10 protein-coding genes are annotated in these 14,397 nt (G+C 45.8%); 5 read left to right on the top strand and 5 right to left on the bottom strand.

The features are described 5' to 3' along the window. The first annotated feature begins 29 nt into the window (after positions 1-29). The 4 genes from AC0VYA_RS06100 to AC0VYA_RS06115 all read left to right on the top strand — a co-directional run bounded on the left by AC0VYA_RS06100 (position 30) and on the right by AC0VYA_RS06115 (position 5,616). Positions 30-2,003 (top strand): cation:proton antiporter domain-containing protein, encoded by a 1,974-nt coding sequence (locus AC0VYA_RS06100; protein ID WP_473479153.1) that lies wholly within the window; start codon positions 30-32, stop codon positions 2,001-2,003. A 108-nt stretch (positions 2,004-2,111) separates the two neighbouring features. Then, positions 2,112-3,914: a carboxyl transferase domain-containing protein gene (locus AC0VYA_RS06105; RefSeq protein WP_475490396.1), complete on the top strand. Its 1,803-nt coding sequence runs from the start codon at positions 2,112-2,114 to the stop codon at positions 3,912-3,914. Positions 3,915-4,000: 86 nt separating this feature from the next. Next, a complete protein-coding gene (locus AC0VYA_RS06110) occupies positions 4,001-5,038 on the top strand; it encodes an AraC family transcriptional regulator (protein ID WP_475490397.1) in 1,038 nt (345 codons plus the stop codon). Between the two features lie 104 nt (positions 5,039-5,142). After that, positions 5,143-5,616 (top strand): YehS family protein, encoded by a 474-nt coding sequence (locus tag AC0VYA_RS06115; RefSeq protein WP_011574123.1) that lies wholly within the window; start codon positions 5,143-5,145, stop codon positions 5,614-5,616. A 47-nt stretch (positions 5,617-5,663) separates the two neighbouring features. On the opposite strand, the gene AC0VYA_RS06120 is transcribed toward AC0VYA_RS06115, so the two are convergent. From AC0VYA_RS06120 to tsaA, 4 genes are all read right to left on the bottom strand, one after another. Continuing rightward, a complete protein-coding gene (locus tag AC0VYA_RS06120) occupies positions 5,664-6,794 on the bottom strand; it encodes a patatin-like phospholipase family protein (RefSeq protein ID WP_475490398.1) in 1,131 nt (376 codons plus the stop codon). 26 nt (positions 6,795-6,820) lie between these two features. Next, positions 6,821-7,660, bottom strand: a complete 840-nt coding sequence (locus AC0VYA_RS06125) for an MBL fold metallo-hydrolase (RefSeq protein WP_473479165.1) — start codon at positions 7,658-7,660, stop codon at positions 6,821-6,823. Positions 7,661-7,954: 294 nt separating this feature from the next. Beyond that, complete coding sequence (locus AC0VYA_RS06130; RefSeq protein WP_475490399.1) at positions 7,955-9,670, bottom strand: proline--tRNA ligase; 1,716 nt, start codon at positions 9,668-9,670, stop codon at positions 7,955-7,957. A gap of 94 nt (positions 9,671-9,764) precedes the next feature. Beyond that, complete coding sequence (tsaA, locus tag AC0VYA_RS06135; RefSeq protein ID WP_475490400.1) at positions 9,765-10,520, bottom strand: tRNA (N6-threonylcarbamoyladenosine(37)-N6)-methyltransferase TrmO; 756 nt, start codon at positions 10,518-10,520, stop codon at positions 9,765-9,767. A gap of 223 nt (positions 10,521-10,743) precedes the next feature. Here tsaA and serB point away from each other — a divergent pair, with 223 nt between their 5' ends. Beyond that, positions 10,744-11,817 (top strand): phosphoserine phosphatase SerB, encoded by a 1,074-nt coding sequence (gene serB / locus AC0VYA_RS06140; protein WP_475490401.1) that lies wholly within the window; start codon positions 10,744-10,746, stop codon positions 11,815-11,817. A gap of 41 nt (positions 11,818-11,858) precedes the next feature. Here serB and AC0VYA_RS06145 read toward each other — a convergent pair whose 3' ends face one another. Further along, positions 11,859-14,381: a PilZ domain-containing protein gene (locus AC0VYA_RS06145; protein WP_475490402.1), complete on the bottom strand. Its 2,523-nt coding sequence runs from the start codon at positions 14,379-14,381 to the stop codon at positions 11,859-11,861. Positions 14,382-14,397 lie beyond the last annotated feature (16 nt).

A 14,397-nucleotide genomic window follows, 5' to 3' on the forward strand; every position in this document is an offset into this window, starting at 1 on the left:
GATCTAGCTAAGAGGTGGTAACCCTTGTAATGCATGGGATTTTTGCAAATATTTTACTCTTGATGGCGGTGGCGGTTGCCAGTGTCTGGTTATTTAAACGCATAAACTTGCCGCCTATTTTGGCGTACCTCTTTTGCGGGATCCTCGCAGGCCCTGATTTACTTGCTTTATTTGAACACCCTGAAGATATGCAAACATTTGCCGAGCTCGGGGTGGTGTTTTTGCTGTTCTCTCTTGGTTTGGAATTCTCTCTGCCAAAAATGATCGCCATGCGCCAAATGGTGTTTGGGGTGGGCTTAGGACAAATGCTCCTGACTACTCTTGCGTTTATGGGGATTAGTATGCTTTTGGGCGTAGAGCTACCAGCTGCCATCATAGTCGGGAGTATCGTCGCGTTATCGTCTACCGCCATCGTTATTAAGCAAACAAATGACATGGGGATCCTAAATACATCTCGCGCCCAAATGGCGGTCAGTATTCTACTTTTTCAAGATTTGGCCGTTGTGCCTTTACTTATCGTTGTGCCTCTTCTGGCAATGGACGGCGGGCAAAGCTTAAGTATGGCGATTGCGCTTTCTATCGTGAAGGGCATAGTGGTGGTTTTCATTCTTATGTCCGTAGGTAAATGGATCCTACCGAGAGTCTTTACCGAAGTCGCGCAAACTCGCACGGATGAGTTGTTCGTGTTAACCACCATTTTGGTGGCGTTAATGGCAGCAGGTCTAACGTATTCTTTTGGGTTGTCGATGGCCCTAGGCGCATTTTTAGCCGGTATGATGTTAGGCGAGAGCCAATATAAATATCAGTTAGAAGCGGATATTCGCCCGTTTCGCGATATTTTGATGGGGCTGTTCTTCATCACAATTGGCATGCGCCTAAACCTGACTGATTTACTGGCTCAATGGCATTGGGCGCTATTGGGGCTGGCCGGTATGTTGTTGATTAAAGTCTTCATTATTCGTCTGGCTGGCGGATTATTCAGTGTACCCAAAGAAGACGCTTGGGCTGCTGGTTTTAAGTTATGCCAGATGGGGGAGTTCAGTTTCGTCATCGCCGCTTTGGCGGTTGATCACAATATTTTATCAACTCAAGTGGGTTCTTTGATCCTCAGTATTGGGATTTTAAGCATGGCAATGACCCCTTGGTTAGTGACCCGTAGTTCCGATTTTGCAAAGCGTATGGTGAATGCGCCCCCAGTTGAATTTGAAGCAATCGATTCGGTTGCGGCAAAGCATGAACTGATGCATGACCATGTGATTATCATGGGGTTTGGTCGAGTCGGTCAGTCAGTGAGTCGGTTACTTAAAAGCGAGGCGATCCCTTATTTAGTGGTTGACGCTGATCCCGTGCGCGTGCAAGAGAGCCAAAGTGCTGGACAGCCTGTCTACTTTGGAGATGTTCGGCAAAACGACATCTTAAAGGCGGTGGGTATAGAGCGTGCTAAGTTAGTATTGATCACATTTGATGAGCACAACAAAGCCATGGCGGTTATTCAGCTTATATCTAGTTTATATCCTGATTTACCGATAGTGGTGCGTACTCGTAAAGACTATCGTATGAATGAGCTATACAAGGCAGGAGCGAGCCAGGTAGTACCTGAAATTCTCGAAGGGAGCTTAATGTTAGTTTCCCAAGTCTTGCATTTATCGGGTATCCCTATGTCGCGTATATTGAAGCGCGTGCGTAAAGAGCGAAAGGGACAATATGGCAATATGCACGGTTTCTTTCCTGGTGAAACCACCGAATTGAGTTACGAAAAGCAAGATAAGCTAGAGTTTTTACATGCCGTGATCGTTGCGCCCAACGCCTATGCGGCGGGTAGAGCATTGGTTGATCTCAATGTAAATCGCTCCGGAGTCAAAATTAAAGGCCTACGCAGGGACAATATTGAAATGGAAAGTCCACCGATGAATATGGTGCTAAGAGCGGGCGATGTGCTGGTGATCAGTGGAAAGCCTAGGCGAGTCGAACGTGCTGAACGTTATTTACTGGAAGGCGATTGATGGCTGCCTTGTTATGTAATCGTTGGGAATCAACTTGCTTTCAAGTGCGGTTCCCGTTTTGCTCATTACCGCTTTATAGTGATTTTTACCTTTTATTGAAGAAGTATTATGTCCCATTCTCATACTATTACCGCTAGTTCTATCGCTGTTATATCTGACATTTTTATCATCCAAGGGCAAACCGTTACTCAAGGCCAACCTTTGTTGACTTTACAAGTTATGGGAACGGTGTTGCCTGTAGTGGCTACGCACTCGGGTGTTATCAAACGACTGCACGTCAACATAGATGATGAAGTGGTGATTAAGCAGATATTGTTAGAGATAGAGGATGAGCCCAACATGGTGTCCTCAGAAGCACAGGCAAGTGCTATGTCTAGCACGCACAAGGCCCTGCTTGCTTTCGAAGCCCGCCAAACCATGACATCGGACGAAGCTCGAGATCAGCACATTGCCAAGCGACGAGCACTGGGTTTTAGAAGTGCCCGGCAAAATATTGAAGATCTGTGCGAAGGTGCTCACTTTATGGAGTACGGCCAGTTTGCGGTAGCGGCGCAGCGTCAGCGACGAGACTACCAAGAATTGAAAACTGCCACCGCTGCTGATGGCATCATCACAGGTGTAGGGGAGGTCAATCGTCAAACGTTGTCATTAGTGAAAGCGACAGCAGGTTATAAAACGGCCCTCATCGTTAATGACTACAGCGTGCTGGCAGGCACCCAAGGGTTCTTTCACCATCAAAAGCTAGACCGTATTTTGGCTGTGGCGCAAGAGCAGACTCTGCCTATCATTATGTTTACCGAGGGCGGTGGCGGGCGGCCCGGCGATACCGATATCACCATAGTTAATTCGGGGCTCCAGTGCGCATCATTTTCAAGCTGGGCTGCTTTAAGTGGTGTCGTGCCGCGTATTAGCGTTGCCAACGGTTATTGCTTTGCCGGCAATGCGGCATTATTCGGTGCGGCTGATATTCGAATCGCAACCAAAAAGTCATGGATAGGAATGGCTGGCCCAGCCATGATCGAAGGTGGTGGCCTAGGCGTGGTCAATGCAAAAGAAATTGGCCCTATAGAAACGCAAGCTAAAAATGGTGTGGTGGACATAGTCGCAGCGGATGAAGCTGACGCCGCCTATCTAGCAAAACGCTGTTTGGGGTATTTTCAAGGCCCAATCACATATTCAGAGAAAGAACAGGCTGATAAAGACGCGCAGCAAGCCAGATTACGAGACGTACTGCCCGATGACCGCCGCTTTGTGTACGATATGCGAAAAGCTATCAATATACTGGCTGATAACGACAGCTTTACCGAGTTACAGCGTCATTTCGGGGGAGCGATTATCACAGGATTCATACGACTCAAGGGACGGCCCGTAGGTATATTGGCGAGTGACTGCAAGGTGCTCGGGGGAGCGATAGACGTAGAAGCTGGAGAGAAAGCGGCTGAATTTATGCAATTTTGTAATGAGTTCTCAATCCCGCTGCTGAGTTTATGTGATACCCCAGGTTTTATGGTGGGGCCAGAACATGAAGAGCGCGGGGCCGTGCGCAGATTAGCCAAGCTGTTTACCTCAGGCGCTAAGCTCACTGTGCCGTTAGTTGCTGTAGCAATACGCAAGTGTTACGGCCTAGGCGCTCAAGCGTTATTGGGAGGTAGTACCATGAAACCTCACTATATGTTGTCATGGCCTACTGGCGAATTTGGCGGAATGGGCCTAGAAGGAGCCGTTAAATTGGGCTTCAGTAAAGAGCTCGCGGCGCAAGAAGACCCTATCGCACGCCAAGCGTTATTTGAAAAACTCGTTGCTAAGCAATATGCAAATGGCCAAGCTACAGAAGTGGCCAGTGTGCTTGAGATTGATGCGGTAATTGACCCAGCTGATACACGAGCAGTAATCCTGCAAACACTCTTTTGATAATAGTAAAGCGCAGAAATGGTTAAGTTTTACCCGTTATAAAGCGACAAACTTAGCTTACCTTAAACAATATGGCATTGGTGTTCATGGACAGCTTGCATAGCATTAAGCGACCACAAGGTAGCAAGGTTAAAATTGAAAACGTTCTAACGTATATCAATGAGCATATTGACCAACCGCTGCTCGCAACGGATTTGGCCGATGTTGCGTGTTTTTCCGTTTTTCATTTTCAACGCGCTTTTATTCTGTACACAGGATATAACGTTGCCGAATATGTGTTGTTAACGCGGTTACGTAAAGCCATATATGAGTTGCAGTATCGCCCTTCAATGTTTGTGCTTGATATTGCGCTTAGCTGCGGGTTTAGTCATCATCAGAGCTTTACCCGTGCATTTAAGCGTCAGTTTCATCAAGCCCCGTCGGTATTTCGAAAGCAATTTGTTGAGTATGTTAGAAAGTCTCATGCCATTCCCACTCATCAAGCTATTGTGGGCGTGCCAGCCAATGTTAGCTATTTTGAAGAGCTCACCCCAACGACTCATTCATCCTGTATAAAGATGCTCACCGTGAACGAAAATAATGGTAAACACGCCAACAACAAAGAGGTAAATATACGAGGTGCTTACATGACTGACATAAGCAGTAAGAACATTCCACTACAGCAGATACAGGTTATTGATTTTCCTCGGACGGCGATCGCATTTTTAACCCATGAGGGCGACCCTGAAGGTGTCATGAAAACCGTCGCGCAATTTATTCAATGGCGAAAGCAGTACGGACCTTCACCTCGCACTAGCAAGACATACAACATTTTATACAATGACCCTAGAGATGTTCCCAAGGAGGAATATCGTTTTGATGTTGCAGCTTCCATAAGGAAGGTCGTTGAACCGAATGATTATGCTGTACAGCAGGGCGTTATCGGCAGCGGGCGATGTGCCCGTTTTCGACATAATAGCAGTGATAGGCTGTTAAGCGAGAGTATCGATGAGTTGTATAAAACGATATCCCTAAATGAGGATTATGAGATAAGAAATGCACCTCTATTTGTGGAGCGAGTCCAAGGGTTCCCCGACGTACCTGAAAATGAGACCATCATAGATATTTATTTGCCAATTGTTTAACTCCCTAAACACTTTTGATCGTGCTTTAGCGGCAACATGCGTATGATAGCGCCAATTAAAGCTCGATGAGCACATTGAGTCCAGTGAACAAATAGGAATTCCCCATGATCAATAACGATGTGATGCGTCGTATCCGCTATATTTTCGATTTTAACGATAAACAAATGCTTGACGTTTTCGCTCAGGCTGAATACCCAGCCACCACTGCGCAATTACACAGCTGGTTGCGAAAAGAAGAAGAGCCTGAATTTGTTCGCATTACAGATTTACAGTTCGCGCTATTTTTAAACGGTTTGATTAACTTAAAACGGGGTAAACGCGAGGGTGCACCTGCGCCGGTAGAGCGTGTGCTAACGAATAATATTATTTTAATGAAACTGAAAATTGCGCTTAATCTGCAAGCTGAAGATATCCTGGCCATTATGGACAAGAGTGACTTTCGTCTGTCTAAGCATGAGTTGAGTGCCTTGTTCCGTAAGCCCGGTAACCGCCACTACCGCGAATGCCAAGACCAGTTCTTGCGCAATTTCCTTAAAGGGTTACAGCTAAAATTACGTGGTGAAGCCCAGAAAGATTAACCTGAAACTCAACTTAGCGACAAGGGTTTACCCAAATCCTAAACGCGCTATATTGTCAGAAAATGACGGATTTCCTCCGCTCTTGCTAGGCCATCTTTAAAGCCTAGCGCGATTAACTCTTTGCAGTATTCTTTTTCAAACAGAAGGTAACTGAGTATCGAGGAATCCGCATTGTTATGTAATCCCATTATTTTTAGCAGTGATTTAATGCCTGATGGCATTTGATGAAAGTGCCGTGCTGCCATGTCGTTAAACGTCACACTAGGATTAATCACTAAACAATCAATCGTCTTGAGCGCGCTCTTTTGGCGTTGCTCGGCATCTAATTGTTCCAGCGTTTGATTGATACGATGCAACCGCTCTAAATCAGAGCGCAAGGTGTCGGCAAAAATAGTATCGAGTAAATGCCCAGCAATTTCTAAGCTACTCGGATAATGAATAACGTCAGTAAAGCGCGGAGCTCGTTCGGGTTGTTCCACACCTATTACGAATATCTTCTGAGCGCCAAGATGGATAGCAGGGCTAAGAGGCGAAAGCTGGTGGACTGAGCCGTCACCAAGGAATTCCCCGTCTAGTTTAACAGGAGGGAATACTAACGGAATGGCTGATGACGCCATTAAGTGCTCGCTATGCAAAGCGGTTTTTATTCCCCGGCGTTGCTGCCTATGCCAAGGCTGTATATCTTGGTGCCCTTGAAAATAGCTAATTGAATCGTGGGTGCTATAGCTTGACGCACTGATACTGATTGCCCGTAAATATCCTCTTGCCACGTTATTATCAATGCGTTTGAAATCCAAACGGTTACGAATGAGTTTACGCAGAGGTTGGTTATTCAATAAACTACTGGCTTGCTTTTGATTTAAAGTGGACTGAAAACTGCGGAAATAACTTTGCGCTAGATGTGAATACACATCTCGTATTCCACTGCCGTATACTTGCCGAGTGGTGAAATTTTTCCACACATGTTCTAACTTGCGAATACCCAAATGATAACAAGATGCATAGCATGCGAGTCCTGTGGCATTAATTGCCCCAGCTGAACTTCCGCACACAATGGGAAAGGGTATCCCTTGGTTTCTAGGTAAATAAGTGCTGATAGACTTCAGCACGCCCAATTGATATGCGGCCCTTGCGCCGCCGCCGGATAAAAGCAACGCGTAATGATTACGTTCATGCATGGTGTATTAGGATCCTGCCTTTTCTATCACAAAGCGATGCTCATACCTTCTGCTGCAGCGAATAGCTCGAGATCAGCTTGAGCTATTTCCACTAGCTCTTGGCAGTGGGCTTCTACGGCAGCAATATTATCGTCAGTGCGTGTATGATCGTGACTGTACAGAGCTAAACGTTTAGCACGACATGCCATACTCAATTTTACCGCTTCTTCGGCCACTGAATGACCCCATCCCGCTTTACCTGGCATATCAGCCAGCATGTACTGAGCATCATGAATGACTAAGTCTGCATCACGGGCGAATTCTACCCAATCGAGAAAGTCAGTGCTTTTCTTGTAGGGGGGATACAATTCATTGTCGGTAATGTATACCACTTTACTGCCATCGGCGGTAATACAATATGCGCTGCCTCCACCTGGATGATTAATTTTTTGACGCTGAATTTTTGCCTCACCTATGTGCCATTGGCGCAGATTGTCAGGCTTTGCTTCAAGAGCAATAGCCGAAGGTAAGGTATTAAACTGAACGGGAAAGTAGCTACCACTCATTTGGCGTAAAATATTGTCGTGCTCAGCTAGAGTCGTTTGTCCTGGGGTGATAAAAATATTGCGCTTAGGTTGGTATATAGGCGTAAAAAAGGGGAAGCCTTGGATGTGATCCCAGTGATTGTGAGTCAATAATAAGTGTATATCCCCTTCTTTCGCGGCGAGTTTCTGGCCTAATGTGCGAATACCTGTGCCCGCATCAATGATGATGTCATTGCCGTCGTTTAGCTCGATGTGTACGCAGGCTGTATTACCGCCATACTTAATATACTCAGCTCCTGGGGTAGGTATCGAGCCTCGAACGCCGTAAAAAGTTAATCGCATCTATATACTCAATTATTCAGTGCTACAGGCGGGCAAAACGAATGGTAGCGCAGCAAGTAGCGTGTTTCTCACGGTTGATATTGTTGAAGATTAGCACTAAACCGTGCTTTCAATAAGCCTTAATCTTATACACGGGTATGTTGGGAGTTTTTACGCGGCGGATTGAAAAAACGCAATAAAAAAGCGCAGTGTGAGTGCGCTTTTATTTTTCTACATTTGTTCTGCATTTGTTTTGGATTTGTTCAACGTTGGGTGTGTTTGACCCCGTCGCTGAAGCACGCCCTATATTGGCGATTACAGCGTGGAAACAAATTCCGCCAACTGCGGGATATCAATGAGCTGCTTTTCACCACTACGACGGTTTTTGTATTCGACTTTTTGTTCATCAAGGTTACGCTCACCGATAACAATCGTGTGCGGTACACCTACCAACTCCATGTCGTTAAACATCACGCCTGGGCGCTCTTTACGATCGTCGAACAATACTTCGACACCAGCGGCTTTAAGTTGGGCGTATAAGTCTTCTGCAACTTGTTGTATACGATGGGATTTGTGCATATTCATCGGTACGATCGCAACTTTAAAAGGTGCTATTGCATCAGGCCAAATAATGCCGTACTTATCGTGATTTTGCTCAATCGCCGCGGCCACGATACGGGAAACCCCAATGCCATAACAACCCATATTAAGCACTTGATGCTTGCCGTTTTCATCTAGCACACCGCAGTTCAATGCTTCTGAGTACTTACTGCCGAGCTGGAATATGTGACCAACTTCAATACCACGTTTGATCTCAAGAGTACCTTGACCATCTGGCGATGGATCTCCGGCTTGTACATTACGAATGTCCGCTTCTTGGAACTCTTTTGCATCGCGCTCCCAGTTAGCGCCAGTGTAATGCACGTCATTTTCATTCGCGCCGCACACAAAGTCTGCTAATACCGCCGCGCTGCGATCAGCGATAACAGGTATGTTTAAACCAACCGGCCCAATAGAGCCGATTGAGCAACCGATAGTGTCTTCAATTTGCGCTTCACTGGCCATAGTAAGCGGAGCATAAACGCCGTCTATTTTCTCTGCTTTGAGCTCATTTAATTGATGATCCCCGCGCAGCACAAGTGCTATAAGTCCTTGCTGTCCCTTGTCATCTGCTTCACCCAGTACTATTAGGGTTTTAACTGATTGTTCAGCAGGTATGTTAAGTAACGCGCTGACCTGTTCGATGGTTTTCGCATTTGGCGTGGCCACTTTGGTGAGTTCAGCACTGGGGGCCGGGCGTGAAAATTGCGGGGCTAGCGCCTCTGCTTTTTCGATGTTAGCGGCATAATCTGATGCGTTACTAAAGGCGATATCATCTTCACCTGAGTCAGCCAACACGTGGAATTCGTGGGAGGCATTACCACCAATGGAGCCGTTATCGGCAATCACTGGGCGAAATTCTAGGTTAATACGTTCAAACACACGGCAATATGCTGCGAACATGTCATCGTAGGTTTTGTTCAAGCACTCATCGCTTAAATGAAACGAGTAAGCATCTTTCATGGTGAATTCACGACCACGCATGACTCCAAAACGCGGGCGAACTTCATCGCGAAACTTCGTTTGAACTTGGTAAACGTTCAATGGCAATTGCTTATAGCTGCTTACTTCATTTTTGACTAAGGCGGTGACCACTTCTTCATGAGTTGGACCTAATACGAAGTCTCGGTAATGACGGTCTTTTATGCGTAAAAGCTCAGGGCCATATTCGTCCCAGCGACCAGACTCTTGCCACAAATCGGCAGGTTGCACGACAGGCATCAATATTTCTAACGAACCGGCACGATCCATTTCTTCGCGTACGATTTGAGCGACTTTGTTTAACACGCGCAAGCCGGTGGGTAACCATGTATAAAGTCCTGATGCTAGCTTGCGAACCAAGCCTGCACGTAGCATAAGCTGGTGGCTGATGACTTCTGCATCAGCAGGTGTTTCTTTTTGGGTCGATAATAAATATTGGCTTGTGCGCATTGGCGTGAGCTTCTCAATTAGGTATAGGTTAGAAATCGGCGGCTATTCTACCAGCCACACAGGCTGGGCTAAAGTCCCTAAACAGTAAATCTTGTTAATCTTTATGCGCTTGCGGCTCGTGATTGTGCGTAATGCTCATCACATAGTTGGCCTTAGCGCTGACTCGCCAACGTATGTTCAGATCATAAAGGCTCATTCCATACTCTTCGTTGCTGTCTTGCTCGGCTTTATAAGCGGGGCGTGGGTCCTGCGCTAGTACTTGTTCGATCAGTGCGCTAAGCATAGGATAATTGGCTTGCCAGTGGGCCAACTGCTTGGCAGATTGGCTTTCAAAATATACCGGCATCAGGGTAGGGCGCTCGGTGGCAAAACCACCTTTTGCCTCAGGGATGCTGTCAGCCCAAGGTACGTAAGGTTTAATGTCGATGATTGGCGTGCCATCAAGTAAATCAACCCCTTTAACATGCAGGCTTAAGCGCCCGCCTTTATGCACGACTTTATCGTATTGAACAACAGACATTCCGATAGCATTTGGCCTAAAAGTGCTGCGTGTGGCCAGCACGCCTTGTTTCTTGTTTCCGCCGAGACGAGGAGGGCGCACCATGGGGGACCAACCTTTTTCCACTGTTTGGTGAAATTGAAACAACAGCCACAAGTGACTGAATTGCTCAATACCCCGTAATATGTTCGGATCGCTAAATTCCGTGTGAAATACAATTTCGCCACTGGCGGCATCAACCAGGTTCGGTTGCCTAGGAATAGCGAACTTCTGTTGGTATGGGGTGCGAATTACGGCCAATGGCCTTAGGTTGATGTGATCCTGTACCGGCAGGGATTCAACTCGATTCATAACGTGGGGTCACTTTGTTGCAAAAGTTATAAAGATTTTATCTATGGTAAGCGCCCTGAGGGCTATCTCAAACGTAAATTTTATCCTAACGCCAGCACGAGAGCTTTACTTTGAAGATTCCTGCGGTTAAAGCGCCGCAGGTGTTGAAGCCTAGAGCAATGCAGGTGGCATTTACTCTGCGCTTTGGTACCATTCAGCTCTAATTACTATTTAGGTCAAATACGTGTTTGAATTTAGCCCGCACTCTAAACAATTGGCGTCTAGCCTCTTCCTTGAACGTTTGATTGCAGATCAAACGTTCGATCAGTTCCATTTCATCAATGATCGCATTGTTAGCACAATTGCTCACGAGCATTTCACCCCCAGCAAGCTCAGCTTAAAGGGCTTCGATTTAACCAAAGAGCACAGTAGCTTGGTTATCTTCGCTGAGGGGTTAAGCCTCGCGAAAGTCTTCGCTGTGTCCATGGCCTTTGCGGATAAGTTAAATGTGCTGTGTTACCAAGTTTTGCGAGATGTGCCTCTTTCTGGCGTCGGTATCGTGCTGCGCGTAGAGCGGCTGAGCAAAGAAGACCTAAGGCCATTATTAGAGCGTATTGCGAATGAGCATGCAGTAGAAATATGTTTATTTTCAAGTGCGCCGCGTTTGGATGAACCAGGTTTATTGCTAATGGACATGGACAGCACAGTCATCAGTATTGAATGCATCGATGAAATTGCCAAGCTTGCCGGGGTAGGAGAGGAAGTCTCCAGTGTCACTGAGCAGGCCATGCAAGGAAAGCTCGATTTTGAGGAAAGCTTACGTAGCCGAGTCGGGTGCCTCAAGGACGCCAATGAAGACATATTGCAGCAAGTGCGCCGTGCCCTGCCGCTAATGCCGGGGATTTTTAACTTAGTCAGATTCTTAAAGCAGCACCAGTGGAAATTAGCGATTGCCTCCGGTGGTTTTAGTTATTTTGCGGACTATTTGGCTGACAGATTGGAGCTTGATGCTGCTGTAGCGAATGAGCTTGAAATAGTTGATGGTAGATTGACGGGGCGGGTCTCAGGGTCAGTGGTCGATGCTCAGGTCAAGGCTGCTACATTGCTAGAGCTGGCGAATGAATTCGATATCACAGATTGTCAAACCATGGCCATGGGCGACGGGGCAAATGATTTGGTCATGATGAATGCTGCAGCGCTTGGCGTGGCATTTCACGCAAAGCCGGTTGTACGTGCCCAAGCGGATATTTCTATTCGAAACGGCGGTTTAGATTCTATATTGTGGGTATTGGCGGCGGCCACACCGTGTAAAAAGTAAACGACTAGGGCTAAGCGCCAATACTGGCGCTTAGCCTAAGACTATTCAGCGTTTAATAACTGTTCTATTTCTATGCTTTTTTGCGGGTGATGCAGTTGCCTTTCATAGTTATTCACAATGGCTTGCGTGTCGAATTGGTATCGGCTCATCACTAAATCCGTTATATCTAAAATATCCCCAACACCATTTATGTTCCACAGTTTTTCTTCTAGTTGTTTCGCTCTGTGAACGGCATAAACACCTACGTAGTTAATCTCTGATTGCAGGCGGTCAATATCTGGACGTCCAGTGCGCGCTAAAAATATTTTTAGCGCAATAAACTGTCCTTGCTCAAGGGCTTGCGCAATAAATTGACGACGCTGATCGTCGTTGGCGAATTGGTCTATGTAACAGCTCTTTATCGCCTCTGAAACACTGTTTTTGCTGGGATCAAATGCCACAAATAGCTCACTCATTACGGGACGCTGATGGGGCTTAATGTGAGTCAGTGTTTGCTGCACAAAATCAATCGGGCCATTGAAGCCTTCAAACAGAGGCAGTAAGTTGAACTCCCCAGGGGGCGCTTGGAAACTCAGTAAATTGGTCAATCGATTCTGGTTCGCCCAGGTCGCTGTGGCATCAGGTACAAATTTGGTTCCTTCTTTACGGATAAAAAACGCTACGTTAGGGACATTATTTGCATAGATATTACGCAAGGCTTCACCGATACCCGGAATATCTTCTTCATCTCGATATGCTTTAAGTTTATTTTTATTATTTTTAATCAACTCTTCAAAAAAAGCTTTGGTGGCGCCGCTATTCTCGTCATTTAATACGTTTAAGTGCAGCACATTTCGTTCGTTAGAAATATGACGAACTTGATAGGAAAGGTTACTCAGATCGTATTTACGTGTGACTTTTTGCAATTGCGGAAAACTCAGTTGCACTTGGCAATCGGTGGCTTTATGAAAAAACGTTTTTAACTCAAGTTTAATGCCGTGTGTGGATATATCTTCTGTGTGGCCTTCAATAATTATATCTTCCACTTTGAGCTGCACAGCGCTACGCAGCATAAAACGAGACTCTCGGCGCTGATTTGCATATTTAAATCGAAATACTGGGATATTTTCTGGGCTACGATTCCTTGGATGACCAAACACTTTTAAACTGGGCAGCTTGGCGCGATTAAGTGGCAGTTTTTGAAAGCAGAGTGTGTTTGATTCATCTGTCACATTAGTTAGTAATGCAATATGACTTAAGTGGCGTAAACGAGACATTAAGCGTGGGGTTGGTGGTTGATTCTGACGCTTGACTGATTCGCTGATGCTATCGGCAATGGAGAGAGGTCGGTGACTTTGCTTAGGTTCAACCTCTTGTACTTGAAACTTATATACTCGCCAGCTCACTTTGCGTGACCCGTAACTTAAAAACAACTCATGTAAGCTTGGGTTTGCTAATAGCTCCTCGTGCGATGCGGAGTAAAAATACACCTTTTCATTTTTAATATGATGGAACGCGTATAGGTAGGTTTCTTGTCTTCCTTTTGGATACGTGAGGCATTGTTTAATTCTCTCATTTTTAAAAAGGTAGCCCAATTTGAGATCATTAATTTCGTTATTCCAATAGAAAATATCTTGCCGATTGCAATCATTTGCTAATGCATAACGTGGTTTGAATACTCCGTCAGTAGAGTCAATATATACGGGGATGGAGGTGAAATTGGGAATGTAATATTGCTCATACGTTTTCTTATGTATGGCGTCAAATGTGTTGTCCATATTGACTTTATAGCGGCGCTTGTTGCCATGAATAAAGCGCTCAAGAAAGCGATCAAAACTAGGCATTAAGGTATCGAATAAGCGTTTCAGGTGTAATCGCTGGTCTTGTGCATTGCGGTCAATCGACTCAATGACATATTGCACACCTTGGCGGTTGTCCAACATGTACTCATGTTCTAACCCTCTGAACTGAACGGCTAAACGGTCACCCGCTTTAAATCTATGCTCTTTGCTTATTTTGAGTTTTAAACCACTAAGGGATACGTCGACCGTTGTGGCTAACATGCTTTTGTTATTTTCAGTGAACAGTTCAACACTCATTGAATAATTCATGCGCTCTTCACCCCGTTGGGCGAATTCGCCAAAAGGCATGATAGGGGCTGAATAGCCACGGCTAACCGGAAGGGTTGAATTGTCTGGTTGCTTTGGTTGTGAAGAAGCTTGTTGTTCTTTTTTATGCATCACGCGGTAATTGTTTTCGGTATTTAATACCGCTTCATACACGCCAACCGTGTACTCGCCAAATGAGCGCACCTGACGTTCAAACACCTCTATCGCCGTGTCATCTAAATAGTGCCTTTGGCTCTCGTATTCATAGAGCTTACATTTTCCGTCCACATGCCCGCGTAAATCGATTAGTCGAGTACATGGACGCGCTAAACGCTTCAGTTCCATCTTGAGCAGGAAGCGCTTTTGCTTGGGCACCGAACCGGCAACCTGAGCCAGAATTTGACTAAACTCTGGCTCATGTATCATGGGTTTTAATTGTTCGATAATGTCATGATATTGTTCGAGATCTTGATTCATAATGAATACGTACTTT

This window comes from Paraglaciecola sp. QJM3NY_14 (assembly GCF_056173245.1).